Source organism: Streptomyces bugieae (genome assembly GCF_036352915.1).
Taxonomy (GTDB): Bacteria; Actinomycetota; Actinomycetes; order Streptomycetales; family Streptomycetaceae; genus Streptomyces; species Streptomyces endophytica.
In genome coordinates, this window is record NZ_JAZBJP010000005.1 from 90,734 (window position 1) to 110,883 (window position 20,150).

At 73.2% G+C, this 20,150-nt stretch carries 15 protein-coding genes; 5 read left to right on the forward strand and 10 right to left on the reverse strand.

Annotated elements, in window-relative coordinates; all coding sequences use genetic code 11:
• Positions 1 to 113: 113 nt before the first annotated feature.
• Both V2J85_RS13440 and V2J85_RS13445 read right to left on the reverse strand, forming a co-directional pair.
• A complete protein-coding gene (locus tag V2J85_RS13440) occupies positions 114 to 1,148 on the reverse strand; it encodes a glutamate ABC transporter substrate-binding protein (RefSeq protein WP_261951435.1) in 1,035 nt (344 codons plus the stop codon).
• A gap of 308 nt (positions 1,149 to 1,456) precedes the next feature.
• The gene (locus V2J85_RS13445) at positions 1,457 to 2,830 is read right to left on the reverse strand and encodes a hypothetical protein (RefSeq protein WP_330821707.1); all 1,374 of its coding nucleotides are present in this window, start codon (positions 2,828 to 2,830) and stop codon (positions 1,457 to 1,459) included.
• Positions 2,831 to 3,294: 464 nt separating this feature from the next.
• On the opposite strand from V2J85_RS13445, the gene V2J85_RS13450 reads away from it, so the two are divergent.
• Positions 3,295 to 3,987, forward strand: a complete 693-nt coding sequence (locus tag V2J85_RS13450; RefSeq protein WP_330821708.1) for a FadR/GntR family transcriptional regulator — start codon at positions 3,295 to 3,297, stop codon at positions 3,985 to 3,987.
• A 235-nt stretch (positions 3,988 to 4,222) separates the two neighbouring features.
• A complete protein-coding gene (locus V2J85_RS13455) occupies positions 4,223 to 4,552 on the forward strand; it encodes a hypothetical protein (RefSeq protein WP_330821709.1) in 330 nt (109 codons plus the stop codon).
• A gap of 591 nt (positions 4,553 to 5,143) precedes the next feature.
• On the opposite strand, the gene V2J85_RS13460 is transcribed toward V2J85_RS13455, so the two are convergent.
• The 7 genes from V2J85_RS13460 to V2J85_RS13490 all read right to left on the reverse strand — a co-directional run bounded on the left by V2J85_RS13460 (position 5,144) and on the right by V2J85_RS13490 (position 13,272).
• Complete coding sequence (locus V2J85_RS13460; RefSeq protein WP_261951439.1) at positions 5,144 to 6,124, reverse strand: N-acetylglucosamine kinase; 981 nt, start codon at positions 6,122 to 6,124, stop codon at positions 5,144 to 5,146.
• Positions 6,115 to 7,368 (reverse strand): 6-phospho-beta-glucosidase, encoded by a 1,254-nt coding sequence (locus V2J85_RS13465; protein ID WP_261951440.1) that lies wholly within the window; start codon positions 7,366 to 7,368, stop codon positions 6,115 to 6,117. The genes V2J85_RS13460 and V2J85_RS13465 overlap by 10 nt, the downstream gene beginning before the upstream one ends.
• Before the next feature lie 8 nt (positions 7,369 to 7,376).
• On the reverse strand, positions 7,377 to 8,285 hold the full coding sequence (locus V2J85_RS13470) for a carbohydrate ABC transporter permease (protein WP_330821710.1): 909 nt from the start codon (positions 8,283 to 8,285) through the stop codon (positions 7,377 to 7,379).
• A gap of 3 nt (positions 8,286 to 8,288) precedes the next feature.
• Complete coding sequence (locus V2J85_RS13475) at positions 8,289 to 9,254, reverse strand: carbohydrate ABC transporter permease (protein ID WP_261951442.1); 966 nt, start codon at positions 9,252 to 9,254, stop codon at positions 8,289 to 8,291.
• A 69-nt stretch (positions 9,255 to 9,323) separates the two neighbouring features.
• A complete protein-coding gene (locus V2J85_RS13480; protein WP_330821711.1) occupies positions 9,324 to 10,664 on the reverse strand; it encodes an ABC transporter substrate-binding protein in 1,341 nt (446 codons plus the stop codon).
• 75 nt (positions 10,665 to 10,739) lie between these two features.
• Positions 10,740 to 11,879, reverse strand: a complete 1,140-nt coding sequence (locus tag V2J85_RS13485; RefSeq protein WP_265362712.1) for an ROK family transcriptional regulator — start codon at positions 11,877 to 11,879, stop codon at positions 10,740 to 10,742.
• Positions 11,880 to 12,180: 301 nt separating this feature from the next.
• Positions 12,181 to 13,272 (reverse strand): mechanosensitive ion channel family protein, encoded by a 1,092-nt coding sequence (locus V2J85_RS13490; protein WP_261951445.1) that lies wholly within the window; start codon positions 13,270 to 13,272, stop codon positions 12,181 to 12,183.
• A gap of 288 nt (positions 13,273 to 13,560) precedes the next feature.
• Here V2J85_RS13490 and V2J85_RS13495 point away from each other — a divergent pair, with 288 nt between their 5' ends.
• Positions 13,561 to 14,097: an HNH endonuclease gene (locus tag V2J85_RS13495; RefSeq protein ID WP_261951446.1), complete on the forward strand. Its 537-nt coding sequence runs from the start codon at positions 13,561 to 13,563 to the stop codon at positions 14,095 to 14,097.
• A 174-nt stretch (positions 14,098 to 14,271) separates the two neighbouring features.
• On the opposite strand, the gene V2J85_RS13500 is transcribed toward V2J85_RS13495, so the two are convergent.
• The gene (locus tag V2J85_RS13500; RefSeq protein WP_330821712.1) at positions 14,272 to 17,232 is read right to left on the reverse strand and encodes a glycoside hydrolase family 84 protein; all 2,961 of its coding nucleotides are present in this window, start codon (positions 17,230 to 17,232) and stop codon (positions 14,272 to 14,274) included.
• Between the two features lie 492 nt (positions 17,233 to 17,724).
• Here V2J85_RS13500 and V2J85_RS13505 point away from each other — a divergent pair, with 492 nt between their 5' ends.
• Positions 17,725 to 17,994: a hypothetical protein gene (locus V2J85_RS13505; protein ID WP_261951448.1), complete on the forward strand. Its 270-nt coding sequence runs from the start codon at positions 17,725 to 17,727 to the stop codon at positions 17,992 to 17,994.
• Positions 17,995 to 18,000: 6 nt separating this feature from the next.
• Positions 18,001 to 20,106, forward strand: coding sequence for a 4-alpha-glucanotransferase (malQ, locus tag V2J85_RS13510; RefSeq protein WP_330821713.1), 2,106 nt, complete (start codon positions 18,001 to 18,003; stop codon positions 20,104 to 20,106).
• Positions 20,107 to 20,150: the final 44 nt, after the last annotated feature.

Consider the following 20,150-nt stretch of genomic DNA (forward strand, 5'->3'; position numbering starts at 1 on the left):
GGTGACACCGCTCCCGGGGGCCTCTTGACTTTCGCCGGGCCGTTGTCGACGCCCCGGGGGTGTTGTGGCCGCCCCGGCCCGTCTTGGCGGCTCGGTGCGGCGCGCCGGGGGAGTCAGTCGCTGTACTCCGGCGACGGCGGGCCCGATATGTCCGGCAGATCGGCCTTCAGCCACTTGCGGTACGCCCGCATCCACGGACCGTCGGACGCCCCGCCGGCCCGGTAGTCGTCCAGGACCTTGTTGACCCGGCGCACCAGATCCGTGTCCGCCTCGTTCATCGCCACCCCGTACGGCTCGTTCGTGAACGGCCGGCCCTTCAGCTCCACCGCCGGATCCTGCGCCGCCTGCGCCGCGGCCAGCGCATTGTCCGTGACCACCGCGTCCGCCTGGCCCAACTGGAGCCGCACCAGGCAGTCGAGCTGGTTCGGCACCGTCAGCACCTTCGCGCCGTGCGGCCGCGCCGCCAGCTCCGCCTCACCCGTCGAACCGGCCGCCGTACACACCCGCTTGCCGCGCAGCGAATCGTCGAACGCCTTCACGGCCGACGTCTTCGGCGCCAGCACCTGCTGCCCGCCCTGGAAGTACGACGTCGAGAACGCCACCAGCTTCTTGCGCGCGCAGTTGATGGTCATCGTCCGCACCACCATGTCGACCCGGCGCTTCCGCAGCGCCGGAATCCGCTGGTCGGTCGGTACCGCCTTGAACACCACCTTCGCGTCCGGCCCCAATATGTCCGCGGCGATCGCCCGTGCCAGATCGATGTCGAAGCCCGCCAGCTTGCCCGTCGCCGGATCGCGGTAACCCCACCGGTAGGTGTTCTGGTCGACCCCGACGACCAACTGGCCCCGCTCCTTGATCCGCGCCACCGCCGGCCCGTCCTCCGACGACGGCCGCAGGCTCTCCGCGGCGTTCTCCGGCGTGCACCCCGCCGCGGGGGACCTGGCCGACGCCGACCCCGGACCGTACGCCCCGTGCGTCACCACGGGCGACGAGGCACGGCCCGCGCCGCCACCCACGGCACCGTCCCCGGGCCCGCCGGCCAGCGTCGGCACCAGCACCGCCGCCGCGGCCGCCATCACCCCCATGCCCGCCGCGACCGGCGCCAGGACGGCCCGCAGATTCCCCAGCACCCGCCGGCGCACGCTCATGCCCCCCTCACCACGCCTTCTCCCCGACGCCCCGCCGCCCACCGGCACTTCACCACCCACCGGCACGCTGCGCACCGGCCCTCCACCACTCACCGGCACGCCGCGCACCGGTGGTTCGCCGCTCGCCGGTAGTCCGCCCACCGGTCGTTCGCCGCCTGCCGGTCGTTCGCCGCTGGCCGGCACTCCGGGCACCGGCACGTCGCCCTTGACCGGCAATCCGCCGCTCGCCGGTACTCCGCCCACTGGTGGTTCGCCGCTCGCCGGTACTCCGCGCACCGGTCCTCCGCCGCCTGCCGGTCGTTGGACACTCATCGGTACTCCGCCAGCCTGCGCCCGATCCCCAGCACCGCACCCAGCGCCCCCACCAGTGTCAGCGCCCCGGCCCCCTCCGGCAGCCCGCCCAGCGCCCCCCGCCCGGCGTCCGCCGCCGTGCGGAACTCCGCCTGCTCGTGCACCAGCGCCCGGGACAGCCCCGACGCCACCCGGTCGCAGGACTCGCCCGTCGAACCCGCCCCGCCGACCACCTTCGCCAGCGCCCGCTCGTAATCCCCCTTCTCGTCCGCCGCCCGCGCCTCGGCATGCCGCACCTGCCACTGGCGTACGGACGCCAGCGCGGCGCGCACCGGCGCCCGCCCCGCCTCGTCGTCCGCCAGCGCCAGCGCCGACCCCAACCGGCTCCGCGCCGCCGCCGGACCCCGCTCACCCGCCCCCGCCAGATCCGTCATCCGGCTGCGGAAACCGGCCTCGTAGAAGTCCTGCTGATCATCCGTGAGCACCGCACCGCGCGCCACCAGCGTCAGATTCTCGTCCCCGCGCGCCTGCAACGCATCGATCCGCGCCTCATTGAGCACCCGCAACGACCGGGCGCCGTGCTCGTACGACGCCGTCAGCTCCGCGCGCGCCACCGCATGCCCCACCACGAGCCACAACAACACCGCCACCGACGCGGCCGTGGCCGCCACCAGCCCGCGGTTGAACACGCGGTTCGTCCGCCGGTAATGCCGCCGCTGCGCCCACCTCAGCGCGGCCACCGCCAGCACCCCCGCCACCAGCGCCGCCCACGGCCAGGCCTTCGCATCGGCGTAGTCCGCCGCCAGCCGGTCCGTCTCCGCCTCGTACAACGCCCGGGCGGCCGGGAGGAGTTCCGTCCGCATCCGCTCGTTCGCATACCGCAGATACGCCCCGCCCAGCGGCAGCCCCTGCCGGTTGTTCGCCCGCGCCGTCTCCACCAGGCCCGTGTACTGCGGCAACTGGCGGTTGAGCCGGGCGATCTGCTCACCCGCGCCGTCCGAACCCCGGGCACTCTGCGCCGCCTTCGTCAGCAGCTCCGCCGCGGTGGCGATGTCCTTGCCGTAACGCTGCCGGGTCGCCGCATCGCCCTTCCCGCCCGCCAGGAACCCGCCGGCGGCCGTGGTGTCCGCGTCCGCCAGCGAGCGGTAGATGCTCGCCGCGTCCGCCGTCAGCGGCTGACTGCGCTCCACCACGTCCTCCGCGGCCGCCGCCCGGTCCGCGACCTGCCACGCCGCGGCCGCCCCGAAGACCAGCACCAGCAGCGCCAGCACCGCCCCGATCACCCGCAGCCGCCCCGGCTCGGTCGTCGCCGCGGCCCGCAGCTCGTCCAGCCCCTCGGCCCAGGCCGGACGGCGCGCCGGAGCGGGCGGCGCCGCGCTGCTGGTCGGCACGGACGACACAGATCCTCCCCCTGGGTCGCTGATACGCCACCGGCCGTCCGTCCGCGGCGCCCGAACGCGCTCACGACAAGGACCGGTGCATGGGCAGCAGTATGTCCGCCACCACCGACACGCACACCGCGATTGGCTCGATCTTGCCCCGATCGCCCTCGCCACCGGCGCACAGCGGCCCCACGAGCCGGTGCTGTCGGTGGACCGGCGCACGACCCCGGCCCGCCGCCACCGCACTAAAGTGACGGCCGGAGCCCGCCCCTCCTCGTGACCTGGACGGACACCGAACACATCAGACATCAGAAGACGCCAGAAGACATCAGAAGCGGCCAGAGGACGCCAGAAGAACGCCGCGAGACGCCAGCAGAAACCCACGAGGCGCCAGAACAGGCCGGACCCACCACCGACCACCCACCACCCACCATCGACCACCGACCACCGACCACCCGAAGGGAAGTGATCTCATGCAGCCCGTCCGCAAGGGCAGGGTGTCGCTCGTGGAGACCGCGACCGACGAGATCCGCTCCCAGATCGTGAACGGCACCTGGCCGGTGGGCAGCCGCATCCCGCCCGAGAACGCCCTGTCCGAATCCCTCGGTGTCAGCCGCGCCTCGGTCCGCGAGGCCGTCCGCTCGCTCGTCCACTCCGGCCTCCTCGAACCCCGGCAGGGCGACGGGACCTTCGTGATCTCCGACGACGACAGCGCGGTCGCCCTCCGCCGCCGGCTCGAACGCGCCGAGCTCAGCCACGTCACCCAGGTCCGCCAGGGCCTCGACGTGGTCGCCGCCCGCCAGGCCGCCAAGCACCGTACGGACACCCAACTCGCCGGTATCGAGGCCGCACTGGCCCGCCGCAAGGCCGCGCTCGCCGCCCACGACGCCGAGACCTTCACCGCCGCCGACGCGGAGTTCCACGTCCTGGTCGCGGAGGCCAGCGACAACCCCGTGCTCGCGGACATCTACCGCTCCCTCAGCGCCGCCCTGCGCGAGGAACTCCGCCGCGCCGCCTGCCTGGACACCGCCACCGCGGCCGCCACCGATCCGCACGCCCGGCTCGCCGACGCCATCCGCGCCCAGGACCCCCAGGCCGCCGTCGACGCCGCCGTCCTCCTCCTCGCCGGCCACGTACGCGACCTGGCTCTTCCGCTCGAGGACTGAGCGCCTGCCGACGACTGAGGGCCTGTCGACGGCTGAGCGCCTGTCGACGGCTGAGTCCCCTCGGCGAAGGAATCGCCCCAAGGGGGAGCGTGAACCTCACCTCCACGCCCCCTCCTCGCTCCGCGCGCCGCTACCACCCCCACCCTCATTCGACTACTCTCAGTGACGAAAGCAAGAGCAGTCGAGCGCGGAGCCAGACGACCTGACCACCGCGCCCCAATGTCCGGAGGTCACCATGCACCGCATCCGCACACTCCTCGCCCCACTCGCCAACCGCACGCAGACTGACGCATCAGCACCACTGACCAACCCCTCTGCCAGCGGTTTCCTCACGATCGGCACCACCACATACATCGACCCGCACGGCACCTACCCCCTCGACCACCGCTCGGACGGCACCCCGAGCGTCATCATCAACGACACCACCCACCCCATCACCATCCTCACGGAGAGCAACCACTCCCACCCCGCCACCGCACCCCCGACCGACCCACTGCCACCCCTCGTCCTGGCCCCAGGCGAGCGCACGGAGACCCGCCGGGGGGACGGGGTGCGGGTGGGCTGAGTCGGAGGCCTGGAGGTTTGGGGCTCCGGAGGCGCGGGGGCGGAGGCCCGGAGATCCGGAGACCCGGAGGTGTGGGGGGCCCAGGGGGGCTGGAGCCCCGGGGGTTGGAGGTCCGGAGCCCCCGAGTCCCGGGGGGGAGGCCCCAAGGGGAGGGGGTGCGGGTGGGCTGCCGGCTGGAGGTCGGGGCACGGGCGTCGGGTGGAACCCGGGCTCGGCTCAGGGGCTCGGGTCCGGAGAGCTGGTGGGTCAGGGCCTAGGCCAGGAGCTGGCCAGGCTGGGAGCTGACCAGTTCAGGATCCGGCCGGTTCAGGAGGTGACCACTTCAGGAGCCGGCCCGTTCAGGAGCTGGCCGGTTCAGGAGCTGGCCGGTTCAGGGGCCGGCCAGGCCGGGAGCCGTTGCGTCCGTTGCCTCTCCGCCAACCGAACTGCCCGCCAAGGCATTCCCCGCCAAGGCATTCCCGGCCAAGGCGTTCCCGGCCGGACGAACCTCGGCCGTAATGCCATAACGCCGCAACGCCGCAACGCCGCAACGCCGCAACACCCCCACTTCACCCGCTTCCCCCGGAGCGACGAGCCCACCGCCGGCGCCGGTCACCCATAAGCCCCCCGCAGGCGCCCGTAAGCGCCTGGTGGGGCCGCTGCCTGGTCCAGGGTGGCGAGGGCGGCGCCGAGGACGGGTGGGGCGGTGAGGACGTGGGGGACGGCCTTGGGGGCGCGTTCGGACAGCAGGCGGGTGAGGTGGTCGTGGAGGAGGGGGTGGCGGGCGGCCAGGACGCTGCCGCCGAGGACGACGGGGGTGGGGTCGGCGAGGAGGTCCAGGCGGCGCAGGGCGACGGTGGCCATGGCGGCGATCTCCTCGGCCTGCCGGGCGACGAGGGTGCGGGCCAGCGGGTCGCCGTCGGCCGCCACGGTGAAGAGCAGCGGGGTGAGTTCGTGGCGGCGGTGCGGGGGGATGCGGCCCAGGTGGAGGGCCTCGATCAGTTCGGCCATGGTGGTCAGCCCGAAGTGGGCGGGCAGGGCGCGGGCGAGTGCGGTGGGGTCGCCGCGGCCGTCCTCGGCGCGGGCCGCCGACCACAGTGCCTCGTCGGCGAGGTGCGCACCGCCGCCCCAGTCGCCGGAGATCCGCCCGACGGACGGGAAGCGGGCGGTGGCCCCGCCGTGGCCCAGGCCCGCGCAGTTGATGCCGGCCCCGCACACCACCGCCACCCCCACCGGCTCCCCGTCGTCCGGCAGTCCGGCCCGCAGCAGCGCGAAGGTGTCGTTGCGGACGGACACCGTACGGGCCCAGCCGCGGGCGGTGATCTCCGTGGCCAGTGCCGCCTCCTCCGCCGGGAAGTCGGCGTTGGCGAGGAAGGCGGAGAGGTGGCCGACGGGGCCGGACAGTCCGGCTTCCGCGAGGGCGGCGGCCACCAGGGGCGCGAGGGTGTCGACCGCGCGGGCGGTGCCGACCACCGGTGGCTGGAAACCGCCGCCGCGCGCCGAGCCGAGCAGCCGGCCGTCGGTGGTCACCAGCGCCACGTCGGTCTTGCTGTTGCCCGCGTCGATGGCGAGCGCCGTGCCGGTCAGGCCCACGTGAGGTGCTCCCGGTTGTGCGCGATCAGCAGGTCGGTGAGCCGGTCGGCGTGGTCGATCTGGCCGATGAGGGGGTGGGAGAGGAGCGCGGCGAAGACCCGGTCGCGGCCGCCGTGCAGCGCGGCGTCCAGGGCCAGTTGCTCGTAGGCGGTGACGTGGGCGATCAGGCCGGCGTAGAGGGGCTCCAGGGGGCGTACGGGGAGGGGGGTGGCGCCGGTTGCGTCCACGGTGGCGGGGACCTCAATGACCGCGTCATCGGGGAGGAAGGGCAGCGTGCCGTTGTTGCGGGCGTTGACGACCTGGGTGTCGCCGGTGTCCGCCAGCAGGGAGGAGGTCAGCGCCACCGCCGCCTCGGAGTAGTAGGCGCCGCCGCGCCGGGACAGCAGTTCCGGCTTCTCGTCGAGCGCGGGGTCGGCGTAGAGGGTGAGCAGCTGCTGCTCGATGGCGGCGACCTCGGCGGCCCGGGACGGTTTGCCGCGCAACTCCTCGACCACCGCGTCGTGTTGGTAGTAGTAGCGCAGGTAGTAGGAGGGGACGGTGCCGAGGCGGTCCAGGACGTGCCGGGGGAGGCGCAGATCGGCGGCGAGGGCGTCGGCGTGCTCGGTGAGCAGTTCGGGGAGGACGTCCTCGCCGGCGACGCGGACCGACCGCTCCCAGGTGAGGTGGTTGAGCCCGACGTGTTCCAGGACGACCTGGTCGGGGGCGACGCCCAGCAGTGCGGCGAACTTCCGCTGGAAGCCGATCGCCACGTTGCACAGGCCGACCGCCTTGTGGCCCGCCTGCAGCAGTGCGCGGGTCACGATGCCGACCGGGTTGGTGAAGTCGATGATCCAGGCGTCCGGGTTGGTCCGGCGGACCCGTTCGGCGATGTCGAGGACGACGGGCACGGTCCGCAGCGCCTTGGCGAGGCCGCCGGCGCCGGTGGTCTCCTGGCCGACGCAGCCGCACTCCAGCGGCCAGGTCTCGTCCTGGTTGCGGGCGGCCTGGCCGCCGATGCGCAGCTGGAGCAGGACGGCGTCGGCGCCGTCGATACCGGCGGCCAGGTCGTCGGTCCAGGTGATCCGGCCCGGGTGGCCCTGTCTGGCGAAGATCCGCCGGGCCAGGCCGCCCACCATCCGAAGCCGGTCCGGGGCCGGGTCGACGAGGACGAGTTCCGCCAGCGGCAGCACGTCCCGCAGCCGGGCGAAGCCGTCGATGAGTTCGGGGGTGTAGGTCGAGCCGCCGCCGACCACTGCGAGCTTCATATCCGTTCTCAGCCCTTTACTCCGGTGAGGGTGACGCCTTCGACGAAGGCCTTCTGCGCGAAGAAGAAAACGATGATCACGGGTGCCATGACCAGCAGCGTCGCGGCCATGGTGAGGTTCCAGTTGACGCTGTGGGCGCTCTTGAAGGACTCCAGTCCGTAGGAGAGCGTCCAGGCGGCGGGGTTCTGCGCGGCGTAGATCTGCGGGCCGAAGTAGTCGTTCCAGCAGAAGAAGAACTGGAAGAGCGCGATCGCGGCGATGCCCGGTCTGGACATCGGCACGACGATCCGCAGCAGGGTGCGCAGTTCGCCGCAGCCGTCGACCTTCGCCGATTCCAGGTACTCCTGCGGGATGGTCAGCAGGAACTGCCGCAGCAGGAAGATGGAGTACGCGTCGCCGAACGCCATCGGGATGATCAGCGGCCACAGCGAGCCGGCCAGGTGGAACTGCTGGGCCCACACCAGGTACATGGGGATCACGACGACCTGTGGCGGCAGCATCGTGGTGGCGAGGACGAGGACGAGCGCGGTGCGGCGGCCGCGGAAGCGGAACTTGGCGAGCGCGTAGGCGACGGGGACGGCCGAGCACACGGTGAAGAGGGTGCCCAGGCCCGCGTACATCAGGGAGTTCTTCCACCAGTCCAGGAATCCGGGGGTCTCGAAGACCGTCACGTAGTTGGACCAGTGCCAGGTGTCCGGCCAGAGCTCGCCGCTCATGGCCTGGCGGTCGCTCATCACGGACGTCAGGAAGACGAAGACGAAGGGGAGCACGAAGGAGAGGGCGGCGGCGACGGCGACGGTGTGCACCGCGATCCAGTGCAGCAGCCGGGTGCGGCGGGCGCGGGTACCGGCGATGCCGTCTCCGGGGTGGCCGGTGCGGGCCGGCGCGGTGGGGGCGTTGAGGGTCGTGGTGGTCATCGGTCAGTCCTCCGCCGGGAGCAGGCCGGCGCGCTTGCGCATCAGCAGGGTGGTGACGGCCATGGCGATGACGAAGAGCACGAGGGAGAGCACGCACGCCGCGCCGGTGTTGAAGTTCTGGAAGCCGAGGGAGTAGACGAGCTGCGGGACGGTGAGGGTGGAGTGGTCCGGGTAGCCGGGCTGGATGACGGTGCCGGGTCCGATGGAGACGCCGGAGGCGAGCTTTCCGGCCACCAGCGCCTGGGTGTAGTACTGCATGGTCTGGACGACGCCGGTGACCACCGCGAACAGCACGATCGGGGTGATCGACGGCCAGGTGACGTACCGGAACCTCCCCCAGGCGCCCGCACCGTCCAGTTCGGCGGCCTCGTACTGCTCCTTCGGCACGTCCAGCAGCGCCGCCATGAAGATCACCATCAGGTCGCCGATGCCCCACAGCGACAGCATCACCAGTGAGGGTTTGGCCCAGGCGGGGTCGTTGAACCAGGACGGCGCGGGAATCCCGAGCGTGCCGAGGATCTCGTTGACCGGTCCGGTGCCGGGATTGAGGAGGAAGACGAAGGCGACGGTGGCGGCCACCGGCGGCGCCAGGTAGGGCAGGTAGAAGGCGGTGCGGAAGAATCCGACGCCGGTTTTGAGCTTGGTGACGAGCAGGCCGATGCCCAGGCCGAACACCACCCGCAGGGCGACCATCACGACGACCAGCCACAGCGTGTTCCACAGCGCCGGGCCGAACAGCGGCATCTGCGTGAGGACGTATCTCCAGTTCCGCAGGCCCACGAATTCGGGCGGTTCGATCTGGTTGTAGTGCATGACGGAGAAATAGCCGGTGGCGAGCAGCGGATAGCCGAAGAACACCGAGAACCCGACCAGCCACGGGGAGAGGAAGCCGAGGAGGCGCAGCCGTTCGCGGGCGCGTTTGCGCCGGAGTGCGGGCGCCGGTGCGGGGGCGGTGGTCGTGGTTGCCATGGCGGTTCTCCGTCGGTTCACCGGCCGTCCGTCCCGGCCGTCATCGCGCGGACCGGAGGGTTTTGGCCGTCAGTTCTCGGACTGGAGGGTGTCGGCGTCGATCTGGGCGTCGAGTGCGCGCAGGCCCTTGCCGATATCGGGGACCCTTCCGGCCTCGACGTCGTAGGAGAAGTCCTGCAGGGCGGTGACGTACTGCCCGCCGTTGGCGGACGGCGGGAGCGCGACGCTGCGCGGGTTCTGTGCGATGCGCAGGAAGGTGCGGAACGTCGGGTCGGCGTCCAGCTCCGGGGATTTCAGGGCCGCTTTCGTGGACGGCACGTTGTGGATGGCATTGGCGAACCGGACCACCTGATCGGTGTCCGTGGTCAGGAATTTCACCAGTTCCCAGGCCGCGTTCTGGTGGGTGCTGCTGTGCGCGATACCGATGACGGTGCCGGTCAGATATCCCTTGCCGTAGGTGTCGGCCCGGTCGTCGGGCACCGGCATCGGCGCGGTGTCCCAGCCGAACGGGGCCTTGGCCTGCCGCAGCATCAGTCCGCGCCATTCACCGTCCAGGTGCATGGCCACCTTCTGTGTCAGGAAGGCGTTCTGGGAGGACATCTCGTCGCCGAAGGTGGTGCGGAATCTCTCCAGCGGTCCGTAGCCGCCCTGGGCCTCGATCAGGTCCCGCTGGAAGGTGAGGAACTGCCGGGTCGACGGGTCCTTCGCCAGCCGGGATTTCCCGTGGGCGTCGAAGTAGCGGGGTTCCCACTGCGCGAACAGCCGGTCCGGACTGTTCTGGTAGAGGCGGAAGTCGGGCATGAATCCCACCCGTCGGTAGGAGCCGTCCTTGGTGCGCCGGGTGAGTGCGACGGCGTCCCGTTTCAGTTCGGACATGGTCCGCGGGGGCCGGGTGATGCCCGCCTCCTTGAAGGCGTCCTTGTTGTAGTAGAGCCCGTAGGAATCGGCGAGCAGCGGCAGCGCGCACTGCTTGCCCCGGTAACTCGTGTAGTCCAGCAGGGTTTTCGGGAAGACCTTCTCCTTCACCACCCCCGTTTTCGCGAGGAACGGGTCGAGGTCCGCCCACATCCCCGACGAGCAGTACTGCCCGACATTGTTGGTGGTGAAGGACGAGACCACGTCCGGTGCGTCGTCCCCGCCGGCCCGCAGGGCCTGGTTCATCGTCTCGTCGGTGACGTTCGGGACGACCTTCACCGTGATGTTGCGGTGCCGTTTCTCGAACCGGGTGACCGAATCGTTGATGGCCTTCATTTCGCCCGGCGTCGACCAGCCGTGCCAGAAGGTGAGGGTGACCGGCTCGGTCGGGTCGTCACGGTCACTGCCGACGCTCGGATGGGCGCAGCCGGACAGGAGCAGCCCGGCACCGGCCAGCGCCACGGAAAGCCGGTCGCGCAGACGGGTAAGCGGCATGGCGGACTTCCTTTGCGGCGAGAAGGACTTCCCGCACGGCGGGAGACTTCCGGGGGAACGGTCCGGCCGGGCGGCTCAGCCCGTCGTGTCGAACACCGCATCGCGGGCCTCCGCGAGCGCGGTGCGCAGCGCGCCGATGAGAATGGGATTGCCGTCGATGTCGCTGAGCCGCAATTCCGGGCGGGGCAGCGCGAGTCCGGTGAATTCCTCCTCGACCAGGGCGCGCAGCGCCTCTCCGCCGGCCTGCGGGACCTCCCCGGAGAGCACCACCAGCCGCGGGTCGACCACCGCCACCACGGCGGCCAGCCCGGTGGCCAGCCGCCGCGCGACCTCTTCCCGTACGTCGTCCCTGGCCAGCGCCTCGTCGACGGTGCGGACCTCGGGCGCCCCGTACGCATGGGCCAGCTCGATGACGCTGGGGGAGCCGACCAGCCGTTGGAAGCCGCCGCCGGCGTCCGGTCGTGCGGCGCTGCGGTCACCGCCCCGGGACAGCGGCGCGCCCGGCAGCGGCATGTAGCCGATCTCGCCGGCGCCTCCGGTGGCCCCCCGCAGCAGCCGGCCGCCGAGCACGATGGCGGCGCCCACGCCCTCGTCGGCCCACACCAGCACGAAGTCGTCGAAGTCCTGGGCCGCACCGTCGTGTTGCTCGGCGACCGCCGCCAGGTTCACGTCGTTCTCGATGGTGATCGGCGTGCCCAGCACCTCGGCGAGCTCTTCCTTCAGCGCGCGCGAGTGCCAGCCCGGCAGGTGCGGGGCGTAGCGCAGCCGGCCGGTTCCCGGGTCCAGGGCGCCGGGCGTGCCGATCACCGTCCCGTGCAGCTGCTCGCGGCCCAGTCCGGCCTTGGCCAGCGCCCCGTCGACGGCCTCGGCGACGAGCCGCGCCGTGCGGTTCGGTACGTCCGCGCCGACGGCGTCGGTGCCGACCCGCTCCTCGCCGAGCACCCGCCCGGTGATGTCGGCGACCGCGGCGGTGATCCCCAGCTGGTCCACGGCCAGCGCGGCGACCTGCGCGGCCGCCGGATCGACCTCGTAGAGCTGCGCGTTGGGGCCCGGCCGCCCGGTCACGTTGCCGGTCGTGCGCACCAGTCCGGCCGCCTCCAGCCGGGCCAGCAGCTGCGAGGCGGTGGGCTTCGACAGCCCGGTCAGCTCGCCGATCTGGGTACGGGTCAGCGGGCCCTGCGACACCAGCAGGTCGAGCGCCGCCCGGTCGTTCATGGCGCGCAACACCCGTGGCGTTCCGGGCGTTCCCTGTGCCTGCTGCCCACCGGCCAAGACCGTCACCCCGTTCACCGGTGGCCGACCGGCCACCCATCTGTTAGGAAACCTTCCAATCGATGAACAGGAAGGTAGGCGGCCCGCCCGGCGGCGTCAATGGGTGCGGCGGGGTGAGTTGGCCGAACGCGGCCGGCGCAGCGCCCGCACGCGGAGGGCGCGCGTGCGGCGGCCGGCGTGAACGCAAGGGAGGGGCGCACCGCACGGCAGCGGTACGCCCCTCCCGGAATGCGCGGGGAGCGGCCTACTTCACCGACTTCGGCGCCGCCGCCAGCGGCTCCGTGGCCTGGGCCTGCGGCGACGTGGGGTTGTTGAGCGCCGAGGGGGCGGCGATGGCGGCGGTGGGATCCGCGGCGGGGAGCTCTTCCTCCTCGTCGGGGGCCGGGCGCGGGGCGAGGTGGACACCGGCGGCGTCCAGGGCCCGCTTGATGCGCCAGCGCAGTTCGCGCTCCACGCCCGCGGCCTTGCCCGGCATGGTCTTGGCGGCGACCGAGAGGGTGACCGTGTCGAGGTGCACCTCGCTGAGGCCGAGGACCTCCACCGGCTCCCACAGCTGCTCGTTCCACGGCTCGGACTTCGACATCTCCTCACCGGCCGCGGTGATCGTGTCCCGGGCCCGCTGGAGGTCCTGGTCGGCGGCGAGGACGACGTCCACGGCGGCCGTGGACCAGCCCTGGCTGAGGTTGCCGATCCGCTTCACCTCGCCGTTGCGTATGTACCAGATCGCGCCGTTCGGGCCGCGCAGCTTGGTGACCCGCAGACCGACCTCGATGACCGTACCGGTGGCCACCCCCGCGTCGATCTCGTCGCCGACGCCGTACTGGTCCTCAAGGATCATGAAGACGCCGGAGAGGAAGTCCGTGACCAGGTTGCGGGCGCCGAAACCGATCGCGACGCCCGCCACGCCCGCGCTCGCGAGCAGCGGCGCCAGGTTGATCTGCAGGACCGACAGGACCGTCAGCGCGGCCGTGCCCATGATCACGAAGGAGGCGACGCTGCGCAGCACCGAGCCGATCGCCTCGGACCGCTGCCGGCGGCGCTCGGCGTTGACCAGCAGCCCGCCCAGCGCGGTGCCCTGGGCGGCGGCCGCGGTGCGGTTCATCCGCTCGATGAGCTTGGTGATCGTGCGGCGTATCACATGCCGCAGCACGACCGCGATCACGAGGATGAGCAGGATCTGCAGGCCGGACGTGAGCCACGTCCCCCAGTTCTCCTGCACCCAGCCGGCGGCGTTGGTGGCCTTCTCCGTGGCCTCGTCGAGCGAGGACGGGCCGGAGGAACCGGCGGGGGCGGCGCGCAGGTGCGCGGCGGCGACCGTCGAAGCGGACCAGAACACAGTCGAACCTTCCGTGTGGGACAGCAGACCCGGGCCGTTGTGGGGGCCGGCGACCGGGCTGACCAACCACACTAACGGGGCAACCTGGGTGGCCCGCGCCCGTGTTCGACCGGTCACGTCCGCGGAAGGCCGTAATGAGCCGTATCCGGCGGGACCGGCGGGGGTGTGGTGGAAAACACCTCCGGGCCGTTACCCGGTCATGGTGGCGCTCCGACCAGGCACCGGGGGACACTGTGGAGAGATCGTCCCGGCGCGAGCCACGCGCCGCCGGCGTACAAGGAGGCACCCGTGCCGCATGTCCTGGTCCTCAACGCGTCGTACGAGCCGCTCGGCGTCGTACCGCTCCGCCGCGCGCTCATCCTCGTCCTCAATGAGAAGGCCATCAGCCTCGAGGAGTCCGGCGCCCTGATGCACAGCGCGACCCGTGTCATTCCGGCCCCCAGCGTGGTCCGCCTGAAGCGGTTCGTGCGGGTGCCCTTTCGTGGCCCCGTGCCACTGACCCGCCGGGCGCTCTTCGCGCGTGACGGCGGTCGCTGTATGTACTGCGGTGGCGTCGCAACCAGCGTCGACCACGTCATCCCGCGCAGCCGCGGAGGTCAGCACACCTGGGAGAACGTCGTCGCCGCCTGCCGGCGCTGCAACCACGTCAAGGCGGACCGCCACGTAGCCGAGATCGGCTGGCGGCTGCGCCATCAGCCCGCCCCGCCGTCAGGACTGGCGTGGCGGATCATCGGCACGGGGCATCGTGATCCGCGCTGGCTGCCTTATTTGCAGCCGTACGGCGCGGACGACGCCTTGGCCCGGATCGATGCCGTGTCGGCATAGGCCGGGCCTTCGTCGTGTCCGGGCGGGCGGAACTCGGTTCCACCCGCCCGGACACGACCAGCAGTCACCTGCCGTCGGTCTTCGACGACAGTCATCTGCGGTCTTCGACGACAGTCATCTGCGGTCTTCGGCAGTCATTTGCGGTCTTCGACAGTTAGTTGCGGTCTTCGACAGTCATTTGCGGTCTTCGACCGCGTAAGCCTCCACCGACCACAGCGAGTAGCCGAACCGGGTCGCTCGCTTGTCGCCCTGGATGCGGACGAAGCGGGCGTCCTTCGCGTCCATCCTGATCGACTCCCGGCCGCCCTTGCCGTCCCGTACGGTCGCCGCCGTGCGCCAGCTGCGGCCGTCCGGTGAGACCTGGATGCGGTAGCGGGCGGCGTAGGCGTCCTGCCAGTGGAGGACGAGCCGGCCCAGGCGGGTCGGGTGGGCCAGCGCGAACTGCAGCCAGGCGCCGTCCTCGGCGGGGGAGGACCAGCGGGTCGCGGGATTGCCGTCGGTGGCGGCGGACGCCGGGAAGTCGGGGGTCTCGTCGCCGGAGGAGGTGGCGACCGTGCCGCGCGCCAGGTCCTTGCCGCCGGTGCGCGGATAGGCACGCACGGTCAGGGTCTGCTCGGCGCCGTCGAACTCCACCGGGATCCGGTACGTGCCGGAGGGGGTGCCCTCGGGGACGTCGACGGTGAGCGGGACCGTCGCGGTGCCGCCGCGCGGCGCGGTGACCTCCTCGGGCGCGTGCACGGTGAAGCCCTTGGGAGCCTTGACCGTCAGCTTGCCGCGGACGTCCTCGGGGCGCCGGGAGAAGATCCGGGCGTCCACCCGGGCGCTGCCGCCGGTCTGCGCGTCCGACTCCGTGCGGGAGAGTTCCAGACCGGCCGCCGGGGTGTCCGCGAACCACGGGGTCAGGGCGTGAACGGACGGTGCCTCGGCGCCGTTCGCCCAGGTCAGCCGGACCGCGTCGGCGCGCAGCCGGGGGGTTGCGGACTCCGTCCAGCCGGTCGCGGACAGCCGGCCGAGGCGGCGCCAGCCCTCGCCGGGGACGTGCGCCTCCAGGGAGACGGCGCCCGCGGACGGGCCGGGGTCGGTCAGCGCGGTGACCGCGGCCAGCGGGCGGACCCGGCCGAACGGCACGGTCAGCGCGGTCGGGTCGGCGCCCTCGTCGGGGCGCGGGGTGTCGCGCCGGGCGCCGGTCCAGGCGTCGGCCTCGGTCATCGCCCGGTCCAGGAACGGGGCGAGCACCCCCTTGCCGACGGTCGCCGGGCTGTGCGCGATCTCCTTGCGCAGCCGCTGCACCTCCCGCTGCGCCGACCAGGCGGCGTCCCCGTCCTCCCCGGCCTGCGCCACGAGCGTGTCCACGGCCTGCTCGCCGGCCCGGCCGTAACGGGCCAACTGCGCGGCCCACGGCCGGATTTCGGCGGCCAGGTCGGAACGGAGGTCGTCGGGTGCGGTGCTCATGGTGTGGAAGGCGGCCCGCAGCGCCTTGGCCGCCTTGGCGTAGTCCGCGTCCCTGCCGGGCCGGCCGGTGTTGACCGCGGCCTCGCGGGTCTCCCAGAAGCGGTCGATCAGCGGCCGCAGATAGCCGGACTCGCTCGTGTTCAGCAGCGAGGACGAGGCGTTCCCGGCGAGGGCGCGCAGCGCCGCCCGGCCCCGCGGGGCGCCGCCCGCCAGGTCGTCGATGGCCGCGTCCCAGGATTCCGCCGGACGGTAGGCGCGCGGGTTCCAGGCGTAGTCGGCGGCGGTGAACAGCGGGATGCGGGACGCCAGCGGCTGCTCCATCGCGTTGGCGAGCAGCGCCGCCGACCCGGTGGCCACGGCCGGTTCGCGGCCCCGGTACGGGCCCAGGAAGATCCGGTCCTGGGCGTAGTCGTTGACCGGGTAGTTGTCCATGGTCACCAGGGGGTGGCCGAACGCCTGGCGGGCCGTGACCAGCTCCCCGCCGGTGATGGTCCGCGGGACCACGCCGACGCCGGTCCAGGCCACCTCGACCCGGTCGCCGAGCGCCTCGGCGAGCGCGTCGCGGTACGCCGTCGAGCCGTCCTGGTAGTACTCGGTCGGCATCAGCGACAGCGGCGCGGCGTCCGGGTGCCGTTCGTGGAGGTGGTCGGCGAGCGCGCCCGCGACCTTGGCCTGGGCCCGGGCGGCGGCCTGCGGCCCGGTGCCGAAGGCGTCCTCGTCGGCGCCGCAGTGCCATTCGTCGTAGGCGACGTCCTGGAACTGCAGCTGGAAGGAGCGCACGCCCAGCGCCCACATCGCGTCCACCTTGCGGCGCAGCGCCCGCAGGTCCTCCTGTGAGGAGAAGCACAGCGCCTGGCCGGGGGCGAGGGCCCAGCCGAGCGTGACGTGGTTGGCGCGGGCCCGCTCGGCCAGCGTCCGGAACGCGGCGCGCTCCTCGGCCGGGTACGGATCGCGCCAGCGGGCCTGGCGGTACGGGTCGTCGCCGGGCGCGTACAGATAGCGGTTCTGCTTGGTGCGGCCCATGAAGTCCAGCTGGGCCAGGCGCTGCGCCTGGCTCCACGGCTGCCCGTAGAAGCCCTCGGTGGTGCCGCGCACGGCCGTACCGGGCCAGTCCCGGACGACCACGGAGGCCAGCTGCCGACGGCTGTCCGGGCCGTCCGTGACGAGCTGCCGGAGGGTCTGCGCGGCGTGGAAGAGGCCGTCCGGGCCGACGCCGTCCAGGGCCACCGTGTCGCGGCCGTCGACCTGGCCCACGGCGAGGCGGTAGCCGCCGGCGGGGAGGTCGCCGCGAGCCGGTGCGCGCAGGGCCCGCAGGGCGTCCTCGGCCGGTGCGCCGCCGATGCGGATCACCGGCCCGGACGCGGGCAGCCGCTCGCCGGGCGCCACCTGGTGCACCGTGCGCACCCCGGCGTCCCGCAGCAGGCCGCGCACCACGTCCAGTGCGTAGGTGTCGGTGCCGGGGGCGGCCACCACGACGGCCGCGTCGCCGAGCGGGACCGGGTCGCCGAGCGCGCGCAGCGACTGCGGCCGCGGCCAGACGGCGGGCAGCTGCCCGGCCCCGGCCGGCCGGTCCGGCTGGTCGGGACTCCCGGCGGCCGGGTCGGCCGGTGCCGCCTGGGCGCTGGGCACCCCGCCGAGCAGGCCCCCGATGACCGCGGCGGCCAGTGCGGTGGTCCCCGCCACCCGTGCCCGGGTGCCCGCGCCGCTCCCCCTGCCGTTCCTACCGATTCTTCCGACGCCCCACACGCCCCGGCCTCGCACGGCTGCTCCTCGTCCGCGTCCGCATGCTCGCCGGCTCGCGCCGGCCCCCCGTATGTCCCCTGAACTTTCCGCTGGTCTCCCCGCCCGAGGTCCGTTCGGACAGACCTTCGGCCGTGAGCCCACCATTGTGGCGGTGAGGGTGTCAACCGGGCGATGGCGGGGGTCCCGGAGCGGAGGCTTTGCGCCGGTTACGGTCGCTGCCGCAAGGCGGATCCGCCGGGTCCGCCGGCCCGCAGAACTTCCTGTGCCGGCCCGCTCCCACCGCGTTCTTCGCGTACCGCGGCGGTGTGCGCGGGGAAATCGCCTGCGTACGGCATACTGTGACGTGAGTCACGTTTCGTGGGTGATTGCGTCTGCGATCGTGCCGACTGGGTAGGGCCAACGTGTCCCACTACCGATGAACGGGAGGCCTTCGTGGCCGCATCCGCTCAGCTGCTCCTCGACGCCCTGTCCTCCAAACCGGGAGGTGCGACCGTGGAGCGCGATCTCTTCGACGGGGTCTCCGACCCCGATTCCGGCCTCGACGGCTCCGGCTCCTACAGCTTCGCCGAGCCGCCCCTCACCAGCGAGCCGCCGCTCGCCGACGCCGCGCCCCTGACCAGCGAGGTCCCGATCGCCGCCGAGCTGCCGCTGACCAGCGAGCCGACAGCCGCCGGCCTGGGGACGGAGTCCATGGAGGTCTGACGACCCATGGGCCGCGCGCGGCTCGCCCGGTTGCACGGCATCGCGACGTCGTACGAACCGGCACCGGGCAGAAGCGTCCAGATCACCGACGACACCGTCGTCGCCGTGCTCGCCGCACTGGGGGTCGACGCCTCGACCCCGGACGCCGTACGCACCGCGCTCGCCGCGTACGAGGACGCCGCGGGCCGCGCCCTGCTTCCCCCCGCGGTCGTCGCCCGCCCGGGCCGGCCGCCCGACCTCACCGGCCTCCCCGAAGGCACCGCCCTGCGGGTGGAGGCCGAGGACGGGCAGTCCCACGACGTACCGCGGCATCCGCACGACGGGCCGCACGAGGGCGCCGGACCGGCGCTCGCCCGGCTGCCGCTGGGCCTGCACACGCTGCACGCCGAGGCGCCCGACGGCCGCAGCGCCCGCGCCCGGCTGATCGTCGCCCCCGACCGGGTGCCCGCCCCACCCGCCCGCAGTCACGGCTTCCTGGTGCAGCTCTACTCCCTGCTGTCCCGGCACTCCTGGGGCATGGGCGACCTGGGTGACCTCGCCGACCTCGCCGCCTGGTCCGGGCGCGCCCTGGGCAGCGGATTCGTCCAGCTCAACCCGCTGCACGCGGCCGTCCCCGGCCCGCCCACCGACCCCTCGCCCTACCGCCCCTCCTCGCGCCGCTTCCCCGACCCGGTCCATCTGCGCATCGAGCAGATCCCGGAGTACGCCCAGCTGACCGGCGCCGCCCGGTTACGCGCCGACGAACTGGCCGCGCGGGCCCACGCGCTGCGGGACGGCGTATTGGAGCGGGGTGCGCTGATCGACCGGGACGCGGTCTGGGAGCTCAAGCGCGAGGCCCTGGAGCTGCTCTGCGCGGTCCCGCTCTCACCGGGCCGCCGGGCCGCGTACTGCGACTTCCTCGCCGAAGGGGGCCAGGCGCTGGAGGACCACGCCACCTGGTACGCCCTCGCCGAGCGGCACGGCCCCGACTGGCGGACCTGGCCGGCCGGGCTGCGCGACCCGAGGTCCGCCGGCACCGCCCGGCTGCGGCCGCGGCTGATGGACCGGATCGACTTCCACTGCCGGCTCGCCTGGTTCACCGACCAGCAGCTCGCCGCCGCCCAACGGGCCGCCAAGGAGGCCGGGATGCCCATCGGGCTGGTGCACGACCTCGCCGTCGGCGTGCACCCCTCCGGCGCCGACACCTGGGCCCAGCAGGACGCGTTCGCCGCCGGCATGTCCATCGGGGCGCCGCCGGACGCCTTCAACGCCCGCGGCCAGGACTGGGGCCTGCCCCCGTGGCGCCCGGACGCACTGGCCGCCACCGGCTACGCCCCCTACCGCGAGCTGCTGCGCGGACTGCTGCGGCACGCCGGCGCCCTGCGCATCGACCACGTCATGGGCCTGTTCCGGCTGTGGTGGGTCCCCGAGGGCCGGCCGCCGACCGAGGGCGCCTACGTGCGCTACGACGGGGAGGCGATGCTCTCGGTGCTGGCCCTGGAGGCGCACCGGGCCGGCGCCGCGGTGATCGGCGAGGACCTGGGCACCGTCGAACCGGGCGTGCGCGAGGCGCTCGCGGAGCGGGGCGTCCTCGGCACCTCGGTGCTGTGGTTCGAGCGGGACTACGCCGGTGTGGACCCGGCGACCGGCGGCGAGGCCCGCATCCTGGCCCCCGACGAATGGCGCAGCGACTGCCTCGCCACCGTCACCACCCACGACCTGCCCACCACCGCGGCCCGGCTGACCGGCGACGACCTCGCCCTGCGCGAACGGCTCGGACTGCTCGCCGGGTCCCCGGAGCGCGAACGGTCCCGCGCGAGGGGTGAACTCGCCGCCTGGTTCGGGGAGTTGACCCGCCGGGGCCTGCTGCCCGAGGGGGCCGGCGACGAGGAGGCGGTCATCAGGGCCGTGCACCGCTTCCTGCTGCGCACCCCGGCACAGCTGGTCGGGGTCTGGCTGCCGGACGCGGTGGGCGACCGGCGTCCGCAGAACCTCCCGGGAACATGGGAGGAATACCCGAACTGGCGGCTTCCGGTGGCCGGTGCGGACGGGCGGCCGCAGACCCTGGAGGAGCTGGCCGCCTCACCGCGGCTGCACGCCTTGCTGCGCGAACTGGCCGACGGCCAGCGGTAGTCGGGTTTCCGCCGGCCCTTCGCCGCCGTCGCTGTCGTGGCCGC

What these genes read in the sequence shown, in the direction of transcription:
- V2J85_RS13440 (WP_261951435.1), bottom strand. Translation starts at nt 1,148, where the DNA reads ATGAGCGTGCGCCGGCGGGTGCTGGGGAATCTGCGGGCCGTCCTGGCG.
- V2J85_RS13450 (WP_330821708.1), top strand. Translation starts at nt 3,295, where the DNA reads ATGCAGCCCGTCCGCAAGGGCAGGGTGTCGCTCGTGGAGACCGCGACC.
- V2J85_RS13455 (WP_330821709.1), top strand. Translation starts at nt 4,223, where the DNA reads ATGCACCGCATCCGCACACTCCTCGCCCCACTCGCCAACCGCACGCAG.
- V2J85_RS13465 (WP_261951440.1), bottom strand. Translation starts at nt 7,368, where the DNA reads ATGAAGCTCGCAGTGGTCGGCGGCGGCTCGACCTACACCCCCGAACTC.
- V2J85_RS13470 (WP_330821710.1), bottom strand. Translation starts at nt 8,285, where the DNA reads ATGACCACCACGACCCTCAACGCCCCCACCGCGCCGGCCCGCACCGGC.
- V2J85_RS13475 (WP_261951442.1), bottom strand. Translation starts at nt 9,254, where the DNA reads ATGGCAACCACGACCACCGCCCCCGCACCGGCGCCCGCACTCCGGCGC.
- V2J85_RS13480 (WP_330821711.1), bottom strand. Translation starts at nt 10,664, where the DNA reads ATGCCGCTTACCCGTCTGCGCGACCGGCTTTCCGTGGCGCTGGCCGGT.
- V2J85_RS13485 (WP_265362712.1), bottom strand. Translation starts at nt 11,879, where the DNA reads ATGAACGACCGGGCGGCGCTCGACCTGCTGGTGTCGCAGGGCCCGCTG.
- malQ (WP_330821713.1), top strand. Translation starts at nt 18,001, where the DNA reads ATGGGCCGCGCGCGGCTCGCCCGGTTGCACGGCATCGCGACGTCGTAC.